This window comes from Nonomuraea solani (assembly GCF_900108335.1).
Lineage (GTDB): Bacteria > Actinomycetota > Actinomycetes > Streptosporangiales > Streptosporangiaceae > Nonomuraea > Nonomuraea solani.
On the sequence record NZ_FNVT01000002.1, the window covers coordinates 953,331 to 978,259 of the forward strand.

Genomic DNA, 24,929 nt, shown 5'->3' on the forward strand with positions numbered 1-24,929 from the left:
GAGAACCGGACGGACACCTTCAAGGGGGATTTTTTCATGCAATCAGAGCGCGACGCGAAGGACCGCCGGCTCGACGAGTACCGCGTCCCCGTGGACGACCACGGTATGACCACGGATCAGGGCGTTACGGTCGACGACACCGACAACTCGCTCAAGGCGGGCACCCGCGGGCCCACGCTCATGGAGGACTTCCACTTCCGCGAGAAGATGACGCGCTTCGACCACGAACGCATCCCCGAGCGGGTGGTGCACGCCAGGGGCTCGGGCGCGTACGGGATCTTCGAGCTGTACGAGCCGCTCGGCGACCTGACCTCGGCCGCGTTCCTGAACGACACCTCGGTGAAGACGCCGACCTTCGTGCGCTTCTCCACCGTGCAGGGCTCGCGCGGCTCGGCCGACACCGTACGGGACGTGCGCGGGTTCGCCACGAAGTTCTACACCACGCAGGGGAACTTCGACATCGTCGGCAACAACTTCCCCGTCTTCTTCATCCAGGACGGCGTCAAGTTCCCCGACTTCGTGCACGCGGTCAAGCCGGAGCCGCACAACGAGATCCCGCAGGGGCAGTCGGCGCACGACACGTTCTGGGACTTCGTCCAGCTCCAGCCCGAGTCGCTGCACATGGTCATGTGGCTGATGTCCGACCGGGCGATCCCGCGCAGCTACCGGATGATGCAGGGGTTCGGGGTGCACACGTTCCGGCTGGTGAACGCCTCGGGGCAGGGGACGTTCGTCAAGTGGCACTGGCGGCCGGTGCTGGGGACGTACTCGCTGGTGTGGGACGAGGTGCTGCGCATCCAGGGCAACGACCCCGACTTCAACCGCCGCGACCTGTGGGAGTCGATCGAGCGGGGGGCCGGCCCCGAGTACGAGCTGTGCGTGCAGCTCGTGCCCGAGTCGCGCGAGCACGACTTCGACTTCGACCTGCTGGACGCCACGAAGATCATCCCCGAGGAGCTGGTGCCGCTGCGTCCCATCGGCAAGATGACCCTCAACCGCAACCCGCAGAACTTCTTCGCCGAGACCGAGCAGGTGGCCTTCCACACCGCCAACGTCGTGCCCGGCATCGACTTCTCCAACGACCCGATGCTGCAGGCCAGGAACTTCTCCTACCTCGACACCCAGCTTTTGCGCCTGGGCGGGCCCAACTTCACCCAGATCCCGATCAACCGGCCCATCAACGAGGTGCGCAACGACCAGCGCGACGGCTTCCACCAGCACCAGATCCACGAGTCGCGCACCAGCTACTCCCCCAACAGCATCAGCGACAGCCGCCCGCAGGTCAGGGACGGCTACCGGCACTACCAGGAGAAGGTGGAAGGCGCCAAGATCCGTACCCGCAGCCCCAGCTTCGCCGACCACTACAGCCAGGCCACCCTGTTCTGGAACAGCATGGCGGGCTGGGAGAAGCGGCACATCGTGGCGGCGTTCCTGTTCGAGCTGGGGCACGTGGAGCGGGGGCACATCAAGCAGGGCGTGCTCACCCATCTCGGCAAGATCCACCCGGACCTGGGGGCGGAGGTGGCGGCGGGCCTGGGCCTGCCCGCGCCCGGCGGCGGCCCGGTCCACACGAACACCTCTCCGGCGCTCAGCATGACCGGCCAGCCGCCCGGTGTCGCCACCCGCAAGATCGCTTTCCTCATGGGCGACGGCACCGACGCCACCGCCGTCACCACCCTGCGCCGGGCGCTGGAGGGGCAGGGGGCGATCTGCGAGATCGTGGCGCCGCAGGAGGGCGAGGTCGGGGGTATGCCGGTGGACCGTCAGCTCAGCGCGGCCAGCTCGGTTCTCTACGACGCCGTGGTGGCCGCCGACGGCGCGGCCCTGTCGTCCGCGGGCCCGGCGCGCTTCTTCATCCTGGAGGCGTTCAAACACGGCAAGGCCATCGGGGCGGTCGGCTCGGGGCGGCGGCTCGTGGAGGCCGCCGGGTTGCCGGACGACGTCGGCGTGATCGCCGGCGACGACATCACCGGGCCCTTCATCGAGGCGGTGGCGGGGCACCGCTTCTACGAACGGGATGTGTCCGGCGTGCCCGCGTGACTCCGCATGCGGTTAGCCGATCTTCATGGTGTGAGCTTCTCCAGTGCCTTCGCGATCCGCTTCTCCGATACCGGGGTCGGGGTGCCGAGGGTCTGGGCGAAGAAGCTCACCCGGAGCTCCTCGATCATCCACCGGATCTCCACCACGTCCGGATCCCCCCGCCGAGCCGGATGCAGTTTCTCCAGCACGTCGTGATAGTCGTCCTCGACCTTGTGCACCTTGTCCATCCACTCCTGGTCGCGCCACGGCTCCTCCGGGAGCTTGGCCAGGCGGCGGTCGATGGCCCTGAGGTAGCGCAGGATGTCGGGCAGCCGGCGATGGCCCGTGGCCGTCACGAAGCCCGCGTACACGAGCCTGGCGAGCTGCTCCCTGACGTCCTCCGTCGACGCGTTGGCCCGCAGGGCGTCCAGCCGGGCGCCGGCCTCGTGCCAGACGCTGAGGATCTGCTCCACCCGCGCCAGCACGTCCTTGGCCGTGTCGTAGAGGTGGGCGCGCACGTGCTGGTAGAGGCGGTCGAAGCCGACAGGATCCCAGGCGGCGCCCCCGGCGTCGGACATGAGCTGGTCGACGGCCGCGTTGACCACGTCGTCGAACAGGGCCACCGCCCCGCCGTGCGGGCTGCGTGACAGGGCCAGCTTGGCCTGGTTGGACAGGCCGCCGAGCAGGGACTTGGCGGGGTTGGTGACGTTGAGCAGGAGCAGGCGGCGTACGCCGGGCCAGTGGGAGCGGCGCTGCTCGGCCTCCGTCTCGAAGATCTTGATCGAGACCGAGTCGCCGGCGTCCACCAGCGCCGGATAGCCCTTCATGCGCCCCTGCTCGAACACCTTGGGCAGGCGGCCGAAGCTCCAGGTGTGCAGTCCGGTCTGCTCCAGGTCGTCGCCGGCCTGGGAGAGCGTCTGGCGCAGGCGCGGCGCGAGGCGGCGTTTGAGGGCGTCGAGGTCCTTGTCCTCGGCCACCGTGCGCCGGCGCTCGTCGATCACCCGGTAGGTGATCCGCAGGTGCTCGGGCACCAGGTCGAGCTGCCAGGCGTCGTGCGGCACGCGTACGCCGGTCAGCCGCAGCAGCTCGCGCTCCACGGCCGCCAGCAGCGGCTCCCCGCCCTGCTCGACCCCGGCGAGCACCTGCTTGGCGTAGTTGGGGGCGGGCACGAAGTTGCGGCGCAGGTGTTTGGGCAGCGACCGGATCAGCGCGGTGATGAGCTCCTCGCGCAGCCCGGGGATCTGCCAGTCGAAGCCGTCGGAGCTGACCTGGTTGAGCACCTGCAGCGGCACGTGCACGGTGACGCCGTCGGCGTCGGCCCCGGGCTCGAACTGGTAGGTCAGCTTCATCCGCTGGCCGAGCTGTTTCCAGGTGTCGGGGTAGTCGTGGGTGCTGACGTCGGCACCCTCGTTGACCAGCATCTCCGGCGAGAACGTGAGCAGCTCCGGCTGCTCCTGCCTGATCTTCTTCCACCAGGAGTCGAAGTGGCGGGCCGAGACCACGTCGGCGGGGACCCGCTGGTCGTAGAAGTCGTAGAGCGCCTCGTCGTCCACCATGATGTCGCGGCGGCGGGCACGGTTTTCCAGCTCCTCGACCTCCTCGAGCAGCCGCCGGTTGTCCTTCAGGAAGCGGTGGTGGGTGTCCCAGTCGCCCTCGACCAGCGCGTGCCGGATGAACAGCTCACGCGACAGGTCGGGATCGATGCGGCCGTAGTTGACCTTGCGACCGACGACCAGCGGCACGCCGTAGAGGGTGACCTTCTCCAGGGCGATCACCGCGCCCTGGTTCTTCTCCCAGTGCGGCTCGGAGTAGGTGCGTTTGACCAGGTGTTGAGCGAGCGGCTCGACCCAGTCGGGCTCGATCTTGGCGTTGACCCGGGCCCACAGGCGGGAGGTCTCGACGAGTTCGGCCGACATGACCCACTGCGGCTGCTTCTTGGCCAGCGCCGAGCCGGGGAAGATGGCGAAGCGGGCGTTGCGGGCGCCGAGATATTCCTGGATGGGCCGCCGGCCATCCTGGCCGCGCTGCTTGTCCATGACGTCCTTGACGCCGATGTGCGACAGCAGGCCGACGAGCAGCGACACGTGCACGTGGTAGGGCTCCGCCGCCTGGCTGTTGGGCTGGGCGCCGAGCGACTGGCGGACCTGGCTGTAGATGTCCTGCCATTCGCGGACGCGCAGGTAGTTGAGGAACTCGGCCTTGCACAGCCGCCGGAACGCGCTGGAGGACAGCTCTTTCTGCTTGTCGCGCAGGTAGTTCCACAGGTTGAGGTAGGCCAGGAAGTCGGACTCGGGGTCGGCGAAGCGGCGGTGTTTCTCGTCGGCCAGTTGCTGCTTCTCGGAGGGCCGCTCGCGCGGGTCCTGGATGGACAGGGCGGCGGCGATCACCATGACCTCGCGCAGGCAGCCGTTCTTCTCGGCCTCCAGGACCATCCGGCCGAGCCGCGGGTCGACGGGCAGGGCCGCGAGCTTGCGGCCGACGCCGGTGAGGTTGCCCTGGGCGTCGAACGCGCCCAGCTCGTGAAGCAGGTTGACGCCGTCCTTGACCTGGCGGCGGTCCGGCGGCTCGACGAACGGGAACGCCTCGATGTCGCCGAGCCCGATCGAGGTCATCTGCAGGATGACGGAGGCCAGGTTGGTGCGCAGGATCTCGGGGTCGGTGAACTCCGGCCTGCTGAGGAAGTCTTCCTCCTCGTAGAGCCGGATGCAGATGCCGTCTGACGTGCGCCCGGAGCGGCCCTTGCGCTGGTTGGCGCTGGCCTGCGAGATGGGCTCGATGGGCAGGCGCTGCACCTTGGTGCGGTGGCTGTAGCGGGAGATGCGGGCGAAGCCGGGGTCGACGACGTATTTGATGCCGGGAACGGTGAGCGAGGTCTCGGCGACGTTGGTGGCCAGCACGATGCGGCGGCCGGTGTGGCGCTGGAAGACGCGGTGCTGCTCGGCGGCGCTCAGCCGGGCGTAGAGCGGCAGGATCTCGGTGTTGCGGAACTCGGCCTTGGCCAGCGCGTCGGCGGCGTCGCGGATCTCCCGCTCGCCCGACAGGAAGACCAGGACGTCGCCCTGCCCCTCGGTGATCAGCTCCCGGCAGGCGTCCACGATGCCCTGCGTCTGGTCGTCGTCCTCGTCGAGCGGCCGGTAGCGCACCTCGACGGGGTAGGTGCGGCCGGAGACCTCGATGATCGGCGCGTCGTCGAAGTGGCGCGAGAATCGCTCGGGGTCGATCGTGGCGCTGGTGATGATGACCTTGAGGTCGGGGCGTTTCGGCAAAAGCTGTTTGACGTAGCCGAGGATGAAGTCGATGTTGAGGCTGCGTTCGTGGGCCTCGTCGATGATCAGCGTGTCGTACTGGTCGAGCATCCGGTCGTTCTGCAGCTCGGCCAGCAGGATGCCGTCGGTCATCAGCTTGACCAGGGTGCGGTCGCTCGCCTGGTCGGTGAAGCGGACCTTGTAGCCGACCACCTGGCCGAGCTCGGTGCCGAGTTCCTCGGCGATGCGCTCGGCGACCGTGCGGGCGGCGATGCGGCGGGGCTGGGTGTGGCCGATCAGCCCGCGGACGCCGCGGCCCAGCTCCAGGCAGATCTTGGGGATCTGGGTGGTCTTGCCGGAGCCGGTCTCGCCCGCGATGATGACGACCTGGTGGTCGCGGATGGCCGCGAGGATGTCGTCCTTGCGCTGGGAGACCGGCAGGTTTTCCGGATATCTCACCTCTGGTACGGCGTCTCGGCGCCGTGTCAGGCGTTGCTCGGCTCGCTCCACGTCGGCGAGGATCTCCGAGACGATCTTGTCGCGGGCATCCCGGGAGCGCACCCGGCGCATGCCATCGAGCCTGCGCCGCAACCGCCGCTGGTCGCGCGGCATGAGATCGGGCAGGCGAGACTGGAGCTCGGCGAGTGGAGAGGACAACGAAGGCGTTCCCATACTGCTTTCAGGATATTTGAGCCCCGCGGCCTCGGAGCCAACGGCCCATCGTGCCTGACCGCGTGGCCTCCGCGCATCCCAATATCGGGTGCGCCTACGGATGCGCGGCGTGAGCGGCGCCGATGATGCCCGCCTCGTTCTGGAGGGCGGCCGGCACCACGGGGGTGGCGATGTCGACGTGGGGCAGGAACTTGTCGGCCTTCTTGCTCGCACCCCCGCCGATGATGATCAGTGACGGTGAGAACAGCATCTCGACGTGCCGCAGATATTCCTCGACCCGCTCGGCCCACTTCTCCCACGTCAGGTCGTGCTCCTCGCGGACCCTTGCCGAGGCCCGGTGCTCGGCGTCCTTGCCCCGGAGCTCCAGGTGGCCCAGCTCGGTGTTGCGGACCAGGACCTCGTCGGTGAACAGCGCGCTGCCGATCCCGGTGCCGAAGGTGAGCACCAGCACCGTCCCCCGCTCACCTTTACCGCGCCCGAAGGTCATCTCGGCGAGGCCGGCCGCGTCGGCGTCGTTGAGCACGGTCGCCCCGCCGAACAGGGCGGCCGCGTCCACACCGACCCAGGAGTGCGCCACGTTGGCGGCCGACCTGATGACCCCGTCCATGACGACCCCGGGAAAGGTGACGCCGACAGGACCGTTCCAGTGGAAATGCTTGACGATCTCGGCCACCACCGCGGCCACCTCATCGGGTCCCGACGGCTCGGGTGTGGGAATGCGCAGGCGCTCTTCGACCAGTTCTCCGGCCTTCGTGTCGACCGGTGCGCCTTTGATGCCCGAGCCGCCGATGTCGATGCCCAATACGTTCATGGTTTTCCCTCTCCCCTGTCAGTGACGAAAAACTCACGCCACGATAATTCCGGGCCCGACTGAACCCGCTCCACGCCCTCCGCGTATCTCGCGTCACAAGCGCTAACTAGGAGGCACCGGATGCGGCCACGCATCATCACACTCTGCGCTGTTGCGGTCGTTTTGGGAGCGACTCTCACCACTCCCGCACACGCCACCACCAGGACTCGTTTCGACGTCATCAACCTTGTGTCGGATGTCAGTGGCAAAGCCCCTGTCACCGACCCCAAGGTCGTCAACCCGTGGGGCCTGGCCATGGGCAAGACTCTGTGGGTCTCGAACACCGGCACCGGCAGCGCCACCGTATATTCCGGCACCGGTAAGAAGGAGAAGACCGAGGTCGCCATTCCAGGCGGCGCCCCGACGGGGCAGGTGTTCAACCCCGGCGAGGGCTTCACCGTGAAGGGCAAGCCCGCCACCTTCATCTTCTCCAGCCCCAGCGGCGCCATCACCGGCTGGAACGCGGAGGTCGACCCGGCCAACGCGATCATCGCGGCTTTCACCCGCGGCGCCGACTACAAGGGTTTGGAGCTGGTCGAGACCGAGGACGACGAGGCTTTCCTGCTGGCCGCCGACTTCGCCAGCGGGCGCATCCACGCCTTCGACGAGGATTTCGAGCGCATCTCCCTGCGACGCGGGCAGTTCCAGGACCGGGCGCTGCCCGACGGCTATCACGCCTACAACGTGGCGGTGGCCAACGACAACATCTGGGTGTCGTACGCCCTGCGCGACCCGGACACCGGCAAGCCCGTCTTCGGCAACGGCAAGGGCTTCGTCAGCCGCTTCAACGCCAGTGGCCGTCTCACCGGCCGGATCGCCAGGACCGGGCTCAACGCCCCCTGGGGCCTGACCGCCGCACCCAAGGGCTGGGGACAGTACGAGGGCGCGCTGCTGGTCGGCAACTTCGGCGACGGGACCGTACACGCCTATCGGAACGGCCGGCACCTGGGCTCCCTGCGGGCGTCGGACGGCCGCGCGATCAAGCTGCCCGGCCTGTGGGACCTGGAGCCGGGCACCGCCGCCACCGGCGGCGAGAGCTCCCTGTGGTTCTCCGCCGGCATCGACGGCACCAAGCACGGCCTCATCGGCGTCATCGCTCCACAAGGCACGAAGGTGAGCTCCAACGGGTCGTCCGCCAGCCCGTCGGCCAGCCCCTCTGCCAGCCCGACGCACTCGGGCCACCGGTCGAGCCCTGCCACCACCTCGCCATCCTCCCAGAATCCCTACGGCGGGTACTGACAGGCGCTCGGACGCCGCCGCCCCCGGCTTGGCGAGAAGCGCAGCTCGCCGATGAAAGGTGGGGGCGGCGGTCACACGACGTTTCCGGCGCGGCTGGCGCGAGCCGCGCCGGAAACAACCTTGGGGTTTACAGTCGTGGCCGTGAACGAGCGATCCTTCAGCGAGTGGCTCAGGCGGCAGTGCGAACCCGAGTGGACGTCCGTGGTGACCCATCCGTTCGCCATGGCGATCAACCAGGGGGTGGCGGCCGACGACGACATGCGGCGCTACCTTGAGCAGGACTTCCAGTTCGTGGACTCCTTCACGGCCCTGCTCGGGGCGGCCGTGGCGAGTGCGGACACCTTCGAGGCGCGGGTGCCGTACGGCAAGTTCCTCGGGCAGGTGGCGACCACCGAGGAGAAGACGTACTTCCACCGGGCGCTGGCCGAGCTGGGCGGGCGGACCGAGGTGGAGCTGGAGCCGGTCACGGCGGCGTTCAAGGGCCTCATGGACGAGGTACGCGCGGCACAGGACTATCCGCTGATCGCCGCCGTGCTCTGTGTGGCCGAATGGTGCTATCTCGGCTGGGCCGAGCGGGCCACGGAGCCGCTCCCGGAGAGCTTCGTGCACCGGGAGTGGATCGAGCTGCACGAGGGCGCGGAGTTCCGCGCCTGGGTGGGTTTCCTGCGCGGCGAGCTCGACCGCCTGGGCTCTGGCCTCGATGAGGAGCGCCGGCAGGAGGTGCTGGGGGTGTTCCGGCGGGCGGTGGAGCTCGAACGGGCGTTCTTCGACATGGCCGTGGGGAAGCGGCGATGAGCACCGCACCGAGCTGACTGCACGAGCTAACCGCACGAGTTAACCGAGGACGGCCGCCAGGTCCTGGAATGACCGATAGTGGACGCCGGTCATTCCGAGCGATCTGGCGGCTTCCACGTTCTGCAGCCGGTCGTCGACGAACAGGCAGCGCTCGGGCGCGGCCCCGGCGCGCTCCGCCGCGATCTCGTAGATCCGCCGGTCCGGCTTGGCCACGCCGACCCGTGCGCTGCTGACCACGTCGTCGGCGAAGTAGGTGAGCCCCAGCAGGTCGAGGTGCTCCTCCAGCGTGTCCATGGCGTTGGTCACGAGGATCACGGGCACCTGCGCCTGTGCCCTGGCCAGCAGCGTCCTGACCTCCTCGTCGACCCAGAAGCGGATGGTCACGAACTCCGCCATGGCCTGGCGGACGCGCTCGTCCCCGCCCAGCGCCGCGATGATCGACTCCACCCACTGGGCCTCGCTGACCTGGCCGAGGGTCGCGGGCATGATCAGCTCGGGGTCGAAGGCCGTCTCCATCAGCGGCAGGCCGTAACGGGCCTCGATGTCGGCCTGGGCGGCGTGGTCGAAGTGGCGCAGCACGCCGTCAAGGTCACACAGAACCGCGTCAAAAGGGATCACAGTCGACCATTGTGCCTCTTACGCGGGCCCGTCACAGGTGCTGAGGCGACCGGCGGCACTACCATCTCCGAGACAGGATTCGGCATCGGAACGGTAGGGCATGAGCGATCACCGGCTGCCACGCGAGCTGTGCCAGCTGTTCGCCGACGGCGGCAGGGGACGGCGGCTGCCCGCCAGGCTGCCGCCCGGCGACGTGGTCTGGCCGGACCCCGGCTACACCGGGCAGGGTGAGGCGTCACGGCCGGCGTTCTGGATGAGCGACGAGGCGGTGACCGGCGCCGACTGGGCGCGGCTGCGCGAGTGGCACCCGGACAGCGGCCTGTGGCCGATCCTGCTGGACGAGTCGGCGCAGCCCTGGGCGGTCGGGCAGGTCGTGCCCGACGATCCCCGTCAGATCCACCACTTCACCGCCGAGGGGTTCATGGCCGAGGTGTGGCAGGAGTGGGTGGCGCAGATGCCACGGGAGGCGCTGGAGGAGCTGGAGCCGTACGGCGCGATCTGCCCGGGCCCGGCGGCGCCCGGCACGCTCAAGGCCACGCCGGGGGCGGTGGCCGACTGGCTGGCGGGCGAGCTGGCTCCCAGGGGGATGCTGCTCGGCCTGGTCGCCGCGGCCAGGAGCGCGGACGCGCTGGCGGTGATGGGCTGGCAGGGTGCGCTGCACCACAACGAGTGGATGGTGCCGATGGCGGCCGTGGTGCGCAGCTGGGAGGACCGGTTCGGCGCCCGCGTGGTGAGCATCGGCTTCAACACGCTGGAGCTGAGCGTGGCCGGGCCGCCCGTCGACCCTGAGCACGCGTTACACGTGGCGGCCGAGCACTGGGCGTTCTGCCCGGACAACGTGGTCCAGGGGCCCGGTGATCTCCAGGGGTACGCCGACCACATCATCGGCCGGCACTCCTGGTCCTTCTGGTGGGACTGAGCCGATACGGCGGTGCCGCACAGGGGCCCGGCCGGTCGGCCGGCCGAACCCTCGGTGCGTCAGGCGGTGTCAGGGAATCCGGGCCACGGCGCCGTAGTTCCCCGACGCGCTGGGTTCGTCAACACAGGCGCTGTCCTGGCCGTTCGGCCGCCAGTCCGGAACCCACACCAGCCCCGGCTCCACCAGCACCAGGCCATCGAGCAACGCCTCAACCTCCTCCCGGGTGCGAATCGCGTGGCCGGGCAGCGTCATCGCCAGCAGATCGTGAATGGCGGGCAGCAGTTCCGGCGGAATGGCGTCGAACGTGGTCTGCAGCAGCGACAGGTAGCTCCGCTCAGGGACCACCTGCCGGATGCGCTTGATCACGTAGTGGAAGTACTCGTCGTCGTTCAGGCTGTGGGTCGCCAGCAGCAGCACGGCCATGGGCCGGTCCCAGTCGAGGAACGTCTGCAGGACCCGTCCGTCGAGGATGTCGTCGATCTCGCGTACGTCGCCCTCTACGACGCGTACGAGGTCGGTGACGGGCTCGATGGTCGCCCTGGCGCCGGCCAGCACCATCGGGTCGTTCTCCACGTAGACCACACGCGGCACCGAGGCGCCCAGAGCGCCCGCGGCGATGTCATGCAACTGTCTTCCAGCAGGTAGACCGCTCGGGACACCACTCCCGACGATCACGAACTGGTCCACTCCCTCGGTCGCCAGATGACGGACCACACGGCATAAATATTGGAGCACGGCCCGAGCGGCCGTCGTCGTGATGGGGGCGGCCTGGTCATAGCGACGCACGACCTCCCGGTCCGCCACGAAATTGTTCTTTCCACCCGCGGCGGCGTCGAGAATCCGGGTGATCCTTGCTTGGGTCATGTCCAGCTTCGCCAAGTTTCGGATGGCACGCTGACGCATTGAGTGTTGCCCCTTTCCCCTCGCCCACTATCTCGGGAAAAGCTGTCCTTTCGGACCCCACTCGATGACCCACAACATATGATCCTCGCCTCAGGGCGGAAGACAACCTGAAAAGCCATTGGATTTGGGTATATGTGCCTAACCAATGGAACGAATAGACGATCTCCTCGTGGGTACCGCAGATCATTTACCCAGCGAACGCGAAATGCGCTCACGATGGGAATTCAGCACCTCGAAGGTCTCTTCGCGGGTCGACGTGGTCACCGACAACTTCGTGAAAGCCTGGTGGTACGCCTCCACCACGGCCATCTCGGTGAGCAGCTCGTCGGACTCGATGCCGTGGGCGCACGCGATGTCGGGCTCGAACGCCTCGGCGAAGCGCCAGATCGTGAACGGGCCGGTGCGCGGCACGTAGGCGGGGTCGTCCATCGGCACCACGTGCAGCGAGACGCTGGGCCGCTTGGCGTGCTCGATGAGCAGGTCGATCTGGCGGAGCTGGGCGTGCGGCCCGGCGATCGAGCGCGTCAGGACACTCTCGTCGATCACGGCCCACAGCACCACTCCGCCGTCGCGGCCGACGGCCTCCTGCCGGGCCAGCACCAGGGCGAGCGCCTCCGCCACCGTGGACTGCCCGAGGATCGCGGGACCGGCCACCGCGAGGGCGGCCCTGGCGTATTCCTCGCTCTGCAGCAGCGGCGGGACGAACTGGCCGTGGTAGGTGCGGATGACGGTGGCGCGCTGCTCCAGGGCGTAGGAGGTGGCCAGCCAGACGGGCACCGACTGCGCGTCGTACCAGGCGGCCTCGCGCTCGCCCCTGGCCAGCGACAGCACGTATTCGCGGATGGGCGGGGCGCCGACGCCGTAGACGGTCAGCAGGCGCTCGACCGTGATGGGCGCGGGGGCGAGCCGGCCCTCCTCTATGGCCGGGATCGCGGCGGCTCCTCTGCCGAGCGCCGTCTCGACCTGTTCGACGGAGAGCTGGGCGGCCAGGCGCAGGCCGGACAGGCGCTTGCCGAGCGCCCGGCGCTGCGGGCCGCTCAGCGGCGCGACCGCCTCCGGGATGTCGGAGGTGGGCTCGGGCTCCTCGGGCAGGCCCTCGGCCTTGCGGGCCAGCTCGACCACGCCGCGCAGGACGGCCAGCGAGCCCTCCGAAAGGCCGGAGGCGGACAGGCCGATGGTGGCCGCACGGAGCTGGAGGTCCTCCACCGCGCCCGACTCCAGGTAGTCGTCGCCGACCAGCCAGCCGACGCTCACCTGAAGACAGGTGGCCAGGGCTCTGAGCACCTGGAGGGTCGGGTTGGTCTGCTTGCCGGTGCGGAGCTGGCTGACGTAGGCACGGGTGATGGGGATGCCCGCCTCCGTCAGGGCGGAGGCGACCTGAGCGCCGGTGAAGCCGCGCTTGGTCAGCGCGAGATCGAGCCGTTCGGCGAAGTTCGCCACGGCACACCTCCTACCGCCCGTGAACTTTTCCAGCGTAAGGGACGCGGAGCGCAGTGTCCCCTGCCATGCGGGCAAGCTCTGCGACGCGGGCAGGTATCAACTTATGCGCAAACTGTCAGTTGACATAGTAGCGCTCGTAAGCGGACTATCGGAGCGCGTGGTAAGTGAGGCTTAACAGCACCAGGGTTCTGGGAAGTTCCCCGGGCGAGGAGGTGGCCGAGCGTGACCATGGATTCCCCGGGCGGTTCCTGGTTCCTGGAAGATCCGGCCTCCACCGGCCAGGAACAGGTCGTCCAACGCATCTGCGCACGTGTGGCGGGGCCGGACATCGGCGCCGGAGTGCACGTCGCGAGCCTGCCGCTGGGCGGACTCCAGGTCTGGCTGGACGAATCCCGCCACCGTTGGCGCTTCTATCACCGGATGGCCCGCGAGCTGCGGCTGTCCGGCTGGCACACGGAGACGGGGCCCGATCGGCTGCTGTTGCTCGGGTGGAGTGCGGTCTGCCTGAGCCACCGCGCGAGAATGCTGGCCGCGGCCCTGACGGGGCGGCTGGCCGACTTCGACAAGACGGCGTTCATGGCCGTCATGATCGCCACCCGGCTGCGTCACGAGGGGTTCCCGGGCGAGGAACTTCCGGCCGAGGTGGTCGCTCGCTGCGGCGACGCGCTGCGCTGGCCCGCCCGGCTGGCCGATCTCGACGGCCTCGAACGCAGGTCGTCGCTGGAGCCGCTGAGGCTCAGACTGGCCCAGGTGGCCGGGCTGGAGGCCAAGGTGAGCCGTCGCTGCGGCGAGCACCTGACGCTCGCCTCGAAGGTCGCGCGCACGGTGGCCGGCGGTGCGATGCCGCCCCGCCGGCACACGACGACACCGCGCACGGGCCTGACGGAACGCATGGTCTGTGTGAGTGTGCCCAATCTGACCCTGAGCGCGGTGAAGGCGCGATGACGCCGACGCCCCCGCGCGGACACCGGGCCGGACGGGCACCGGTGTCAGCCGAGCCTTCCGGCCGGCCGGACCCTTCCCGGTCCGGTCCGGCCACCGGCCGTCCGGGCGCGACCGCGGTCATCACGGCCGCGTCCCGGCAGGACCGGAGGGGAAGGCGGCCGGCGCGGGACCACGGCGTCACGAGCACGAGCACAAGCCCAAGGACGATCGCGTCCGCGCCGCCTCTGTGCGCGGGCGCCGGAATGCTGGCGCTGCCACCCGGCGGCGGGAGGAGGCCGGCCGAGTACGGCCGGCCCGGCCCGTCCGCCAGGTGTGCGGGACAGGTGGTAGCGCTGTTAGCGCTGGCCCCAGCGCTTCCTCACCCCCTCAGCACCGTGCGGCACGTGCCCGACCTAGTCGGCGCGGTGCTGTTGACCAGCGCGGTAGCGGCTGGCGTGCTGGTCATCTCGAGAGGTAGCGGCTGGGGCTGGCTTGACTTCGGCGGAGGTCGCGCCATCGGCGCAGGGACGACATCGGGCGGGACGATCGGCGTCATGGGCGTCACGGCACCGACCGACCGGCCACTCCCCCAGGGGAGCGCCACCGTAGCGGTGGCCGTACCCCTGGCCGCCGTCTTGCTCGCCGCCACGGCGCTGGTGCGGGTCGCCGGGGCGTCGGGACGTGAGATCGGACCTCCGGTCTCAGCGCGCGGCGGAAGAGGGGCCGGCGATGTTCCGCCGGCCCCTCGCCGGGCCGCGCGGCGTCCACCACCCGGATAGATAGCCCGAACAGATAGCAGGGAGCGATCATGCTCACGGACGAGATGCGCAGGTCACGACCACACGAGGTGCACGCGCGCGGCGTACGTTCCGAGGACCGGGACGAGATCCGGGAACCGGGGCGCACCGTGCATCGGCTGCGCCGCATCCGCAAGGTACAGGGCATCACCGGCCAAGCTCCGCCGCGGTATCGCGCGTCCTGACTCCCGTCCGTCCCTCGCAGGAGGAAACCATGTGCACCGTCCGGGGCACACAGTGAGCCGCGGCAGGGTCGGCGTGATCGTGGCGCCCGCGAACCCGTCGGCGGAGCCGGAGCTGACCCGGCTGCTCGGGTCGCGCGCCGACATGCACGTCACCCGCTTCCCGGTACGCCCGGGGCTGTCCCTGGCCGACCGGCTGGAGGGCTACAACAGGGACCTGCCCGCCCTGGCGGGCGCGTTCGGCGGCCTGCGGCTGGACGCGATGGTCGCCGCCTGCAGCGAGCCGCGCTACCTGCTCGGCCCCGACGAGGACCGCGACCAGTGCGCCGAGCTGGCGGCCGCGACCGGGGTGCCGTTCGCCTCGGCCACGCTGGCCACGCGCGAGGCGATGGACCACGTCATGGTGAGCGACATCGTGCTGATCTCGCCGTACCAGCCGTGGGTGACGGAGCTGGCGGAGCGGTTCTGGAAGTCGTCCGGCATGAACGTCACCCAGGTCGTGCAGGTACGCGCCCACGACGGCTACTCCCCCTACGGCGTCACCCCGGCCGAGCTGGTCAGCCAGGTCGAGCTGGCGGAGCCGCCGGCGGACGCGGTGCTGCTGTTCACCGGCACCGGACTGGCCACACTGCCCGTCCTGGGCCCTCTCAGCGCCGGAAACGACCGCGTCCTGCTCACCTCCAACCTCTGCACGGCCTGGTGGGCCCTGTCCAGGGCCGTCGGCCGGCACGTGACGCTGAGCCGGGTGCCCTACCGCCGCCCCATGGCGGCGCGAGGGGAGCGCTCGGCATGAACGGCGTCATCGTGGTCGGAGCGGGACCCGCGGGCCTGACCGCGGCGCTCTCGCTGGCCAGAGCCGGGATCCCGGTCACGGTGCTGGAGCGCGAGAACGAGCTCAACCGGCAGCCGCGGGCCTGCACCTTCCACCCCGCCACGCTGGACCTGCTGGCCGACCTCGGGGTGGCCGCCCAACTCGTGGCCAAGGGCCGGGTCGTGGACCGGGTGCAGTGGCGCGACCGGTCCGGGATCGTGCTGGCCGAGATGGGCATGAACCGGCTCGACGGCCTGACCAAGCATCCCTTCAGGATCCACGCCGACCAGGCCGCGCTGACCCCGCTGCTGCTCGCCGCCCTGAACGTCTACCCGGACGTGGACGTGCGGTTCGGCACCCACGTGGACGGCGTGGTGGAGGGCGGCACAGGGATCCGGGTCCGCGTCGGCCACACCTGGACGCGGGCCCGGTACATGATCGCCGCCGACGGCGGCAACAGCACCGTACGCGGCTCGCTCGGGCTGCCGTTCCCCAGGTCCGGCTATCCGACGCAGGCGTTGCGGGTGTTCAGCGACTCTCCGCTGGACCGGCTGCTGCCGAGCCTGGCGCCGCTGACGTACGTACGGGACGTGCAGCAGTCGTGCACCCTGATCGCGCTGCCCGACCACTGGCGGATCATCTTCAAGATCCCCTGCGACACGCACGAGCCGCTGTCCCCGTCGAACCTGTCACTGCTGGTCCGCCGGGCTTTACCGGGGGCCGGTGAACCCATCCACGTGACCGGGGCCGACCGGTTCGGGTTGTCGAGGGGGGTGCTGACGTCGTACCGGTGCGGGCGGGTGCTGTTCGTGGGCGACGCGGCGCACCTGACCTCCACGGTCGGCGGGCTCAACATGAACGCGGGCATCCACGACGCCGCCGAGGTCGGCCAGGTGATCGCGGCCGTGGTCGGCGGCTACACCGCGCCCGCCGCGCTGGAGGCGTGGGCCTGGCGGCGGCGCTCGGTGCTGCTGCACCGGGTGGTGCCGCGCGGCGAGACCCGGCCGGCGGGGGTGCGGGAGCGCGACAGTGCCCGGCTCGCGGCGGCCATGGCCGGGCTGCGGGCGATCGCCGGCGACCCCGACGCGACGCGCGCGTACCTGGCGCAGGCGTCGCTGCTCGACACCGTACCGAAGCCCGTGGGGAGGACCTGAACGTCCGCGTACCGATTGGAGGAGGTGACACCGGATGTGGCGAACGCTGTCGGATGACGCGCGCCAGGCCATTCGCGACCTGTGCGACAAGCATGGAGCCCGCCTCTACGACTACTGCCGCACCGAGCTCGCCACGGGCGACGCCGAGCAGGCGGTGGCCGGCGCCGTGATCACGGCGCACCTGTACGCGGACCGCGTGGCGGATCCGGCCCTGCGACGGCCCTGGCTGTACGCGGTGGCGCGGGCCCACCGGACGGTCGTCGCCAAGCCGGCCAGCATCGGCTCGTGGTCGCGGCCCGGCCGCATGTCGGAGCTGCTGCCCGAGGCGCTGCTGTCCCTGGAGCGCCCGCACCGCGAGCTGCTCGACCTGTCCGTACGGCACGGCCTCGCGGACGCCGAGCTCAGCGCGATCTTCGAGCTGCCGCCCGCCGAGGTGCGCTCCATCGTCACCCGGGCCGCCGAGGGCCTGGAGGAGTGGTTCGCCGCGATCGCCGCCGCGCGCGCCCGTGACGGCTGCCCCGATCTGACGGCGCGGATGGCGGAATGGGTCAGGGCCCCCGGCCGGCGGGCCAGGGCCAGGATCGGCCGCCACATCCAGTCCTGCGCGACCTGCCGGGCCGCGCCCAGGACCATGACGGCGGGGGCGCTGCTGCGCCGGCTGCCGATCGCCGCGGTGCCCGGCACGCTTCCCAATCGGCTGGCGTTGGCGCAGCCGCTGCCCGGCGAGGGGCCTATCTGGCGGGCGGACGGCTTCCCTGTGCAGGCCCGCACACTGGTGGAGGCCGGCCCTGAGCCGGTGCCACCGGTCGCCGGCGCCATGCCGCCCGCCCCGGTCGCCGACCCCACGACGGCGACCGCGGGAAAGCCCTGGTCGGCGGCGGGCGCGGCTGCCGCCGACCAGGAGCCCGCCGCTCCCGCCGTGCGCGGGCGGCACCCGTTCACGCCGCCGAGCCGTACCAGGGCCTTCCGCGGCGGCGCGAACGGCGACAAGCTCGTCTACAGCGCCGTCACCAAGGGCGAGAGCAACGGCTCCCACAGCGAGGGCGCGATCATCCGGTACGGCGGCATCACGCTGTCCCATTTCGACCAGCCGCCGGGCGGGGACGGCGCCCAGTGGCAGGAGTTCTGGCGGGACCGGCCCGAGGACGACGACCCCGAGGCCGGCGCGCCGATCAGGGCCGTGGCCAGGCTCGGGCTCATCGTGGGCGTGGGGCTGCTGGCGGCGGGCCTGGTCTGGGCCGTGCTGAACGCCCGCGCGCACCCGGCCACCATCACCAAGGCGGCCGCGCAGACGAGCGTGCTGCTGGAGGAACCCTCGCGCTGGGTGGCCGAGGTCACCGCTCCCGAGCCGGTCGTGAACGCGGGGCTGCGGGCCGTGCCCAGGAAGGTCGTCCTGCCCAGGCCCGAGCCGCCGGTGGCCAGGCTGTCGCCGTCGTCATTGTGGCTGGGCGGGAAACGTACCGGATCGTTCGCGCTGGCCTGCACGGGCCGGTGCGCGATCACCTCGGCCACCGGCACGGACGGCATCGACGTGAAGGGGACCGGCTTCCGGGTCGACGCGCCGCGCTCGCGGTTCGGCTGCACGGAGCGGGCGAGCGTGGAGCGCGGCACGATCACCGTCCGCTGGGCGGGCCGGGCCACCGGCGACGGCCGCACCACCGGCGGCACCACGACCGCCGCGGGCACCCTGACGATGCGGGTGGCCTGGACGGTCGCGAGCCGCGACCACGACCTCTGGCGCGTGTGCGGGTAGGGGCCCCGCGCACGAGGCCCCTACCTACCGGTCTAGAAGAACTGGAACTCGGGCTCGGGCTCGGGCAGCTCGACCCGCTCGGGCCCGCGGAACACCGACGCGTCCTTCGGTACGTCGGCCAGCGGTGTGCCCAGCACGAACGGCACGGTGACGCTGCTCCTGGCCAGGTCGACGGTGACGTTCGCGCCGGTGCCGCCCTCGTCGGTGTAGGTCGAGTCGGTGCCGGCGATCACGAGACCGATCCTGTGGCCCTTCCTGAAGGTGTAGTCCTGCGGCAGCGTCAGCCACTTGACCGTGCCGTACGTGCCCGCGGGCAGCGGCTTGGACTGGCTGAGCGAGTCGCGGTTCTGTACGTCGATCCAGCCGCGGGCGACGATCTCCAGCGGCCGGGTGGCCACGTTCGTGACGACCTTGCGGTAGCAGGCGTCGTCGGCCGCGGTGCTCTCGCCGTGGCAGTCCTCCTCGGTGAGCGTGGTGATGCCCTGGCCTCTGCGCCAGTCGACGCGGGTGTCGTCGCCGAAGTCCACCAGCAGGGCCGTCAGGTTGGAGGTGGGCTTGTCCAGCTTGACCCGCAGGTCGGCGGTGGGCGTGCCGGACAGGCGCAGGTTCAGCGGCAGCGCGCCCGTGGTGAACGCCACCCGGCCCGGGTTCGGCGTGCCCACGTCGGCCACCATGTCGGTCTCGCTCATGGCGACGTCGGTGAAGGTCGCGGTGCTGTTCCTGGCGGCGGGCTTGAGGCCGAGCGAGCCGTCGGCGGCGGGGCGCAGGGACGCCTTGAGCGCGTACGGGGCCGGCCAGTCGCGCTGGGTGATCCACCGGGCCGGGCCGATCTCGACGTCGGCGCGGGGCTCGCTGGTGATCCCGTTGCGCACGCCGTGCAGCCAGTGGTCGAACCAGCGGTGCAGCGTGTCCACCCACAGCGTCCTGCGGCCCTCGAAGTCGAACGGGTCCACGTGCTGGGTCTGGCCGACCCAGATCTTGCGCGGCACGTTCCGGTCGGCCAGGGCCTTCCACCAGGCGGAGAAGTTGTCGGGCTTGACGTTGAGGTCGTTGACCGTGTGGATGACGAAGACGCTGGCCTTGACCTTGGAGGCGTCGCCGAGCAGGCCCTTGATGTAGTCGCGCTCGGCCCAGAACGGGTTGTAGTCGCCTGTGTCGTCGCCGTCCTCGGCGTCCATCCTGTCGCGGACCGGCTGGCACTTGGCCTCGGGGTCGGTGTCGACGTAGTTGGCCAGCCAGGAGGCGTAGTCGTAGTTGTAGATGACGCCGTTGGAGCGTTGGTACTTGTACCAGGAGCTGATCGCCGAGATGGGCACGATCGTCTTCAGGCCCTCGACGCCGGTGGCGGCGACGGCGTTGGCCAGGGTGCCGTCGTACGACTTGCCGATCATGGCGGCCTTGCCGGTCGTCCAGTCGGCCACGGCCGGGGTGCCGTCGGCCCTGACGGCCTTGGCGCGGCCGTTCAGCCAGTCGATGACGGCCTTGCCGCCCAGCACGTCGGCCTTGCCGCCGATGTCGGGGCAGCCTTCGGAGCGGGTGGTGCCGAGCATGTCGACGTTGAGGACGGCGTAGCCGCGCGGGACGAAGTAGTTGTCATAGAAGAGCGGAAATTTCGTGACATTTCCGGCAGCGTCGTAGACCTTGCGCTCGGCCTCGTTCCCACGGCCCGAGTTGTCGTAGTACGGGCTCTCATCGATGATCACCGGCACCTTGAGCCCGGGACCTGACTCCTTGGGGCGGATGATGTCGACGCGGACCTTGTCGAGGTTGCCGTCGAGGTCGCTGTCCACGGTCGACTCGACGTACACGTGCTCGCGGACGGCGTCCGCGTAGGAGAAGACCGGCTGGGTACGGCCGTTCTGGACGGTGATCCCCGGAACGGCGGCCGTCTGAGCCGCCGTCTGAGCCGGGGCCGCCTGGGCTGGGGTCGCTATCGCCACGGTGAGGGCGACGGCGATGAGGGCCGGGCGTAAGGGTGACACGCGTGACCTCCGGAACGCTGGGCGGGACAAACCGCAATCTCTCAGACGGCCTGGAGCCTGACAAGATTCGGGGTATGGAAGTTCGGGATCGGGTGCGGGGCTGCCTTCTGGGCGGCGCGATCGGGGACGCGCTGGGCGCGCCGATCGAGTTCCAGTCGTTGCGGGAGATCCGCAGGGATCATGGGACGGACGGCATTACGGGATATGTCACGACGTGGCGAGGAAAGAGCGCCCTCATCACCGACGACACCCAGATGACCCTCTTCACCGTCGAGGGGCTCCTGGAGACGCACGTTACCGGGCCGGGCGGCCCGCCGGCGGGCGACATGCGGGCGTCCACGCGGTCGGTGCGAGACGCGTACCTGCGCTGGCTGGACACCCAGGACCACCAGGTCCCGCCGCCCGCGGGCCTGCCGCATCACACAGGATGGCTGCGGGAGGAGAAGTGGCTCTACTCGCGGCGCGCGCCCGGCAACGCCTGCCTGTCGGGGTTGCGCCGGCCGTTCGGCGGCCCGGCTCCCACGGGCGTGCCGGGGCCGGTGAACCCGGACTCGAAGGGGTGCGGCACGGTGATGCGCTCGGCCCCGTTCGGCTTCATGCCGCGGATGCCGGAGGCCGAGGAGGCGTTCCATCTGGCGGCGGCGTGCGCGCAGATCACCCATGGGCATCCGACGGGCTACCTGGCCGCCGGGGCGTTCGCGGCGATCGTCGCGCGCCTGATGGCGGGCGACGGGCTGGAGGACGCCGTACACCGCGCCCTGGAGCTGCTGACCCGCTGCCCCGCGCACGAGGAGACCACGGAGGCCCTGATCGGCGCGCTGGCGCTGGCGACGAGCGGTGAGCCCTCTCCTGAGCGGGTCGAGTCGCTGGGGGGCGCGTGGGTGGCCGAGGAGGCGCTGGCCATCGGCGTCTACTGCGCCCTCGTCGAGCCGTCCGTCGAGAAGGCCCTGCTGCTGTCGGTCAACCACTCGGGTGACAGCGACTCGACCGGCTCGGTCTGCGGCAACCTCGTGGGCACGATGTACGGCGCCGCCGCGCTGCCCGCGGCCTGGCTGACCCCGCTGGAAGGCCGCGACACCATCGAGCGCCTGGTCGTGGCCGCCGGCTGGACCTGACCCGATCGTCGCGTCACACCTCGCCCCCGGGGCGGCGCGGCCCTAGCCTTGGCAGCGTCCGTCTAGGGTGGTTGTTTCTTCAGCCGATGAGGAGAAGGCGCATGCGAAACGTCGCTCGGACCTCGCTCGTGGACGCCGCCATCGACGAGCTCCGCCGGGAGATCGCCGGCGGCGTCTGGCCCGTCGGCACCAAGATCCCGTCCGAGAGCCAGCTCGCGCAGAGCCTGGGCATGAGCCGGCTGTCCGTACGGGAGGCGGTGCGCGTCCTAGCCCACGCGGGCCTGCTGCACACCCGGCAGGGTGACGGCACGTACGTGACCGCGACCGACGAGTCCAGGGTCGCGCTGCGCCGGCGGCTCGACACGGCGGCGGCCATGGACATCATCGACGTGCGCCGCGGGCTCGACCTGGTGGCCGCCCGGCTGGCGGCGGGGAGGCGCACCGAGGAGGACGTGGCCGCGATGCGCGAGACCCTGGGCCGCAGGAACGCGGCCGGGCGGGCGGGCGACCTCGACGGCTTCGCGGACGCCGACGTCGACTTCCACCTGCAGGTGGCGGACGCGGCGCACAACGCCCTGCTCGCCGACCTCTACCGCAGCATGAGCGACGCGATACGCGACAGCGTCAGGGACCAGGAGGAGGCGGCCCTGGACCCGGACACCTCGCACGACGACCTGCTGAACGCGATCGAGGACGGCGACGCGGCCAGGGCGATCGCGGTCTCCATCGCCATCCTCGACCAGCAGGAACGCGACCTCTGAGCACCGGCTGAGCACCGGTTGAGCACCGGAGGCGCCGGTCGGCCGATCGTCGGGACGGGCCGGCCGGGCCGCCGGGGGCCGGGCGGCCCCGTCAGGAGGCGTCGGGGGCCGCTTCGATGCCCGCCGGCGGGTCGGGGGCCGCTTCGATGCCCGCCGGCGGGTCGGGGGCCGGTTCGATGCCCGCGAGCAGGTTGAACGCACCCGTCATGAGGTTGAGCGCGACCAGGCCGACGATCTCCGCGAGCACGCGGTCGCTCCAGCCGTGCGCCCGCAGCTCGGCCACGTCCTCGTCGGAGAACGACGCCGGTTCGGTGAGCACCCGCAACGCCGCGCCGATGAGCGCGGCCTCGCGGGCGTCCGTGGCGGTGCCCTGCCTGGCCAGCGCGATGTCCTGCTCGCTCAGCCCGGCCTTGCGGGCGGCCTGCGCGTGCGCCTGCCTGCACATCTCGCAGCCGATCCACTCCTGCGCGGCCAGGGAGATCTTCTCGCTCAGCGGCCGTGGAATCTTCGACCGCTTCATCGCCCTGGTCAGCCCCAGGTAGCCCTCCAGCAGGGCCGGCGAGTGGGCCATCGTGGCGACCATCTCCCCCACCGAGCCGTGCCGTTCGACGAGGTCGGTGAGCAGCTCGCGGGACTTGCCGGGCGCCTCGTCGGGGTCGAGGGCGGTCAGGCGTCGCATGGTTCCTCCTCTGATGTATACCCCCAGAGGGTATATGGACGACCGCCTCAATGGCAAAGCCGGGGTGGGCCCCGACGCGTGCCGCTCGGGAGAACGGCGTCGCGAGCACACCCCGGCGGTCTACCCCCGGCCCGCTACCCGATCAGCCGGGAATGATGACGGTGTCCGCCGACGGATCCGGCTCCTCCTCGGGCTCCCTCCGCCTGCGCCCCAGAAGCGCCGGCCCCGCCGCCGCCAGCAGCGCGCCCCCGGCCGCGGCGAGCAGCAGCGTGTACGCGGGCACCCCACCGGCCGCCCGCTCAGCCGGGGCGGCCTGTGACGAAGCCGACGCGGCCACCCCCGGGACGGCCTGTGACGAAGCCGACGCGCCCACCCCCGGGGCGGCTTGGGGCGACGCCTGGGCGACCTCGACCGGTGCCCCTTCGCCGCGCGGGAAGCCCGGTGGCCGGACGGCGCCCCAGTAGTCTCTGCCGTCCGCCGAGAAGGCCGCCACCAGGTCGGGCGGCACCGGGTTGATCTTGAGCTCGCCGGGCACGGTGAGCGTGCCCACGTCGTACGGCTGGAACCGCCCCTGCACCCCCTCGACCTTCCACACGCCCTCGGGCACCACCACCGACGTGGCGTAGTGCCCCGCCTCGGGCAGGGCGGTGCCGTCGAAGAGCATGCTCTTGCCGTCCGCACCCGTGAGCCGCAGCCCGACGCCCCCCAGATCCCCCTCGAACGGGTGGGTGCCGTGCTGCAGCACCCAGAACCCCAGCGCGTACGGCGTGCCGCCCTCGAACCGCGCCGGCCGCGGATCCAGGTACGTCACCGCCCACCCTCCGGCGGCGGAAACGGGAAGACCCCCGATGACCAGCGCCACCACCGAGGCCAGCAGGACCAGAATCGCCCTCATGGGACCACCTCCGGTCTAGATACACCGGCGGCGCGGCCGAGGTTCCCCGGCCCGCGACGGCCGCCCCAAGAAACTGCGACATTTCCCGATAGGGCGCGCACAATGGAAGAGAGGCGACAATTCGGCGAGGAGCAAGGAGGCTTGCGCCGTGTCCGCCGCCGGGCGTGAATATCTGACCGCGATGCTCGACGTGCTCGTCTACGAGAACATGCTCGTCGCGTGGCGCCGCATGCCCCCGGGCGGCTACATGATCGTCTCGCACGAGGGCGAGGAGATCAGGCTGACCCCTGACCAGGCCGAAATGTGGACCCAGGGCGCCTTCGCCGTCTACCTCGCCCTGGTCGACCAACGCCGGATCCGCCCCCGCATCCCCGGCGACACCGCCCCTAATTAACTCACCAGCTCAAATAATCAGATTTGCCATTTCTTAATCAAGCGATAACGCTCGGTAAACGAACGAGGTTCACCCTCCGTAACCGGCCGGGAAGCCCTGGCCTCCCGGCCGTGCCCCGTTCAGTTCGCCTGGTTGTTCATGAACTGCGCGATCTTCCACTCACCGCCGTCCCGGGAGAGCAGGAACAGCTCCCGGTAGTCGTCGTCGCCCTGCTTGCTGGTGGCGGTGACGACGGCGTCGTCGCCCCCGAGCGTCCGCGGCTCCTCGATGGTGTGCGTCCCCTGCGCCATCTCGTTGGCGCCCTGGAGCTCCTTCTGGAACAGCGAGCGGATCTTGTCGGCGCCCTCCGCCGTGGCCTGCCCGTCCATGGCCACCATGGCGTCGTCGGCGAAAGCGCTGACGACCTGGTCCACGTTGCCCGACTTGAGCGCGTTGAAGTACCCCTGCACGACCGCCCTGGCCTGCCCGCCGGGGCCGCCCTCGGTCCCCGTGTCCGACGGGCTCGCGCCGTCGGTGGACGTCTCGTCGGGCGACATCCCGGAGTCCATGTCGGTGGGCGACGCCAGGCCCGCCCCCTTCACCGCCTGTGTGCTGTCCCCGGCGGTGCAGCCGGAGACGAGGAGGGCGGGAAGGAGCGCCGCCAGCAGGAGTGCCCTGCGCTGAGAAATCTTGCTCATAGCCGCTTTGATGCCCAGGCCGGACCTGCGCGAATGCGGGCTTTAGGCACTTCGGACAACGCCTTTACCCGGTCCGGGTATTACTCACCGTAATGCTTCACTGAA

21 protein-coding genes are annotated in these 24,929 nt (G+C 70.6%); 12 read left to right on the forward strand and 9 right to left on the reverse strand.

From position 1 onward, the window contains the following. The first annotated feature begins 36 nt into the window (after window positions 1-36). Window positions 37-2,040, forward strand: coding sequence for a catalase (locus tag C4V41_RS10075; protein WP_103955476.1), 2,004 nt, complete (start codon window positions 37-39; stop codon window positions 2,038-2,040). 23 nt (window positions 2,041-2,063) lie between these two features. On the opposite strand, the gene hrpA is transcribed toward C4V41_RS10075, so the two are convergent. Next, window positions 2,064-5,936 (reverse strand): ATP-dependent RNA helicase HrpA, encoded by a 3,873-nt coding sequence (gene hrpA / locus C4V41_RS10080; protein WP_103955477.1) that lies wholly within the window; start codon window positions 5,934-5,936, stop codon window positions 2,064-2,066. A 94-nt stretch (window positions 5,937-6,030) separates the two neighbouring features. Continuing rightward, window positions 6,031-6,747, reverse strand: coding sequence for a polyphosphate--glucose phosphotransferase (gene ppgK / locus C4V41_RS10085; protein WP_103955478.1), 717 nt, complete (start codon window positions 6,745-6,747; stop codon window positions 6,031-6,033). Between the two features lie 228 nt (window positions 6,748-6,975). On the opposite strand from ppgK, the gene C4V41_RS10090 reads away from it, so the two are divergent. Together C4V41_RS10090 and C4V41_RS10095 are read left to right on the forward strand one after the other, a co-directional pair. After that, entirely contained in the window at window positions 6,976-8,025 is a 1,050-nt protein-coding gene (locus tag C4V41_RS10090; RefSeq protein WP_160150230.1) for a TIGR03118 family protein, read from the forward strand. Window positions 8,026-8,166: 141 nt separating this feature from the next. Next, on the forward strand, window positions 8,167-8,820 hold the full coding sequence (locus C4V41_RS10095; protein WP_235030018.1) for a TenA family protein: 654 nt from the start codon (window positions 8,167-8,169) through the stop codon (window positions 8,818-8,820). 39 nt (window positions 8,821-8,859) lie between these two features. On the opposite strand, the gene C4V41_RS10100 is transcribed toward C4V41_RS10095, so the two are convergent. Further along, window positions 8,860-9,438, reverse strand: coding sequence for an HAD family hydrolase (locus tag C4V41_RS10100; RefSeq protein WP_103955481.1), 579 nt, complete (start codon window positions 9,436-9,438; stop codon window positions 8,860-8,862). A gap of 100 nt (window positions 9,439-9,538) precedes the next feature. On the opposite strand from C4V41_RS10100, the gene C4V41_RS10105 reads away from it, so the two are divergent. Continuing rightward, complete coding sequence (locus C4V41_RS10105) at window positions 9,539-10,357, forward strand: DUF4253 domain-containing protein (RefSeq protein WP_103955482.1); 819 nt, start codon at window positions 9,539-9,541, stop codon at window positions 10,355-10,357. 69 nt (window positions 10,358-10,426) lie between these two features. On the opposite strand, the gene C4V41_RS10110 is transcribed toward C4V41_RS10105, so the two are convergent. Both C4V41_RS10110 and C4V41_RS10115 read right to left on the reverse strand, forming a co-directional pair. Next, complete coding sequence (locus C4V41_RS10110) at window positions 10,427-11,260, reverse strand: SAM-dependent methyltransferase (RefSeq protein WP_327536658.1); 834 nt, start codon at window positions 11,258-11,260, stop codon at window positions 10,427-10,429. 183 nt (window positions 11,261-11,443) lie between these two features. Further along, on the reverse strand, window positions 11,444-12,700 hold the full coding sequence (locus tag C4V41_RS10115; RefSeq protein WP_103955483.1) for a Scr1 family TA system antitoxin-like transcriptional regulator: 1,257 nt from the start codon (window positions 12,698-12,700) through the stop codon (window positions 11,444-11,446). A 222-nt stretch (window positions 12,701-12,922) separates the two neighbouring features. On the opposite strand from C4V41_RS10115, the gene C4V41_RS10120 reads away from it, so the two are divergent. The 5 genes from C4V41_RS10120 (at window position 12,923) to C4V41_RS10135 (ending at window position 18,321) form a co-directional block, all read left to right on the forward strand. Next, window positions 12,923-13,645 carry a hypothetical protein gene (locus tag C4V41_RS10120; protein ID WP_103955484.1) on the forward strand — a complete coding sequence of 241 codons (723 nt, stop codon included), beginning with the start codon at window positions 12,923-12,925 and terminating at the stop codon, window positions 13,643-13,645. Window positions 13,646-14,432: 787 nt separating this feature from the next. Beyond that, on the forward strand, window positions 14,433-14,606 hold the full coding sequence (locus C4V41_RS61740) for a hypothetical protein (protein WP_160150231.1): 174 nt from the start codon (window positions 14,433-14,435) through the stop codon (window positions 14,604-14,606). Between the two features lie 52 nt (window positions 14,607-14,658). After that, the gene (locus tag C4V41_RS10125; protein WP_103955485.1) at window positions 14,659-15,396 is read left to right on the forward strand and encodes a maleate cis-trans isomerase family protein; all 738 of its coding nucleotides are present in this window, start codon (window positions 14,659-14,661) and stop codon (window positions 15,394-15,396) included. Next, a complete protein-coding gene (locus C4V41_RS10130) occupies window positions 15,393-16,568 on the forward strand; it encodes an FAD-dependent oxidoreductase (protein WP_103955486.1) in 1,176 nt (391 codons plus the stop codon). Before C4V41_RS10125 ends, C4V41_RS10130 begins: the two co-directional genes overlap by 4 nt. Before the next feature lie 34 nt (window positions 16,569-16,602). Then, window positions 16,603-18,321 carry an RNA polymerase sigma factor gene (locus tag C4V41_RS10135; protein WP_103955487.1) on the forward strand — a complete coding sequence of 573 codons (1,719 nt, stop codon included), beginning with the start codon at window positions 16,603-16,605 and terminating at the stop codon, window positions 18,319-18,321. A 32-nt stretch (window positions 18,322-18,353) separates the two neighbouring features. Here the strand turns inward: C4V41_RS10135 and C4V41_RS10140 are convergent, their stop codons facing one another. After that, window positions 18,354-20,303, reverse strand: coding sequence for a Xaa-Pro dipeptidyl-peptidase (locus C4V41_RS10140; protein WP_103955488.1), 1,950 nt, complete (start codon window positions 20,301-20,303; stop codon window positions 18,354-18,356). 74 nt (window positions 20,304-20,377) lie between these two features. On the opposite strand from C4V41_RS10140, the gene C4V41_RS10145 reads away from it, so the two are divergent. Beyond that, on the forward strand, window positions 20,378-21,418 hold the full coding sequence (locus tag C4V41_RS10145) for an ADP-ribosylglycohydrolase family protein (RefSeq protein ID WP_103955489.1): 1,041 nt from the start codon (window positions 20,378-20,380) through the stop codon (window positions 21,416-21,418). Window positions 21,419-21,519: 101 nt separating this feature from the next. Continuing rightward, window positions 21,520-22,179, forward strand: coding sequence for a FadR/GntR family transcriptional regulator (locus C4V41_RS10150; RefSeq protein ID WP_103955490.1), 660 nt, complete (start codon window positions 21,520-21,522; stop codon window positions 22,177-22,179). A gap of 91 nt (window positions 22,180-22,270) precedes the next feature. Here C4V41_RS10150 and C4V41_RS10155 read toward each other — a convergent pair whose 3' ends face one another. Together C4V41_RS10155 and C4V41_RS61745 are read right to left on the reverse strand one after the other, a co-directional pair. Then, window positions 22,271-22,858 (reverse strand): carboxymuconolactone decarboxylase family protein, encoded by a 588-nt coding sequence (locus C4V41_RS10155; protein WP_103955491.1) that lies wholly within the window; start codon window positions 22,856-22,858, stop codon window positions 22,271-22,273. Between the two features lie 142 nt (window positions 22,859-23,000). Further along, window positions 23,001-23,753 (reverse strand): hypothetical protein, encoded by a 753-nt coding sequence (locus C4V41_RS61745; RefSeq protein ID WP_160150232.1) that lies wholly within the window; start codon window positions 23,751-23,753, stop codon window positions 23,001-23,003. Window positions 23,754-23,901: 148 nt separating this feature from the next. Between C4V41_RS61745 and C4V41_RS10165 the strand changes: the two genes are divergently transcribed. Continuing rightward, complete coding sequence (locus C4V41_RS10165; RefSeq protein ID WP_103955492.1) at window positions 23,902-24,147, forward strand: hypothetical protein; 246 nt, start codon at window positions 23,902-23,904, stop codon at window positions 24,145-24,147. Window positions 24,148-24,266: 119 nt separating this feature from the next. Here the strand turns inward: C4V41_RS10165 and C4V41_RS10170 are convergent, their stop codons facing one another. Continuing rightward, window positions 24,267-24,824 (reverse strand): YybH family protein, encoded by a 558-nt coding sequence (locus C4V41_RS10170; RefSeq protein ID WP_103955493.1) that lies wholly within the window; start codon window positions 24,822-24,824, stop codon window positions 24,267-24,269. Window positions 24,825-24,929: the final 105 nt, after the last annotated feature.

What these genes read in the sequence shown, in the direction of transcription:
- C4V41_RS10075 (WP_103955476.1), top strand. Translation starts at nt 37, where the DNA reads ATGCAATCAGAGCGCGACGCGAAGGACCGCCGGCTCGACGAGTACCGC.
- hrpA (WP_103955477.1), bottom strand. Translation starts at nt 5,936, where the DNA reads ATGGGAACGCCTTCGTTGTCCTCTCCACTCGCCGAGCTCCAGTCTCGC.
- ppgK (WP_103955478.1), bottom strand. Translation starts at nt 6,747, where the DNA reads ATGAACGTATTGGGCATCGACATCGGCGGCTCGGGCATCAAAGGCGCA.
- C4V41_RS10105 (WP_103955482.1), top strand. Translation starts at nt 9,539, where the DNA reads ATGAGCGATCACCGGCTGCCACGCGAGCTGTGCCAGCTGTTCGCCGAC.
- C4V41_RS10110 (WP_327536658.1), bottom strand. Translation starts at nt 11,260, where the DNA reads ATGCGTCAGCGTGCCATCCGAAACTTGGCGAAGCTGGACATGACCCAA.
- C4V41_RS61740 (WP_160150231.1), top strand. Translation starts at nt 14,433, where the DNA reads ATGCTCACGGACGAGATGCGCAGGTCACGACCACACGAGGTGCACGCG.
- C4V41_RS10130 (WP_103955486.1), top strand. Translation starts at nt 15,393, where the DNA reads ATGAACGGCGTCATCGTGGTCGGAGCGGGACCCGCGGGCCTGACCGCG.
- C4V41_RS10135 (WP_103955487.1), top strand. Translation starts at nt 16,603, where the DNA reads ATGTGGCGAACGCTGTCGGATGACGCGCGCCAGGCCATTCGCGACCTG.
- C4V41_RS10145 (WP_103955489.1), top strand. Translation starts at nt 20,378, where the DNA reads ATGGAAGTTCGGGATCGGGTGCGGGGCTGCCTTCTGGGCGGCGCGATC.
- C4V41_RS10150 (WP_103955490.1), top strand. Translation starts at nt 21,520, where the DNA reads ATGCGAAACGTCGCTCGGACCTCGCTCGTGGACGCCGCCATCGACGAG.
- C4V41_RS10155 (WP_103955491.1), bottom strand. Translation starts at nt 22,858, where the DNA reads ATGCGACGCCTGACCGCCCTCGACCCCGACGAGGCGCCCGGCAAGTCC.
- C4V41_RS61745 (WP_160150232.1), bottom strand. Translation starts at nt 23,753, where the DNA reads ATGAGGGCGATTCTGGTCCTGCTGGCCTCGGTGGTGGCGCTGGTCATC.
- C4V41_RS10170 (WP_103955493.1), bottom strand. Translation starts at nt 24,824, where the DNA reads ATGAGCAAGATTTCTCAGCGCAGGGCACTCCTGCTGGCGGCGCTCCTT.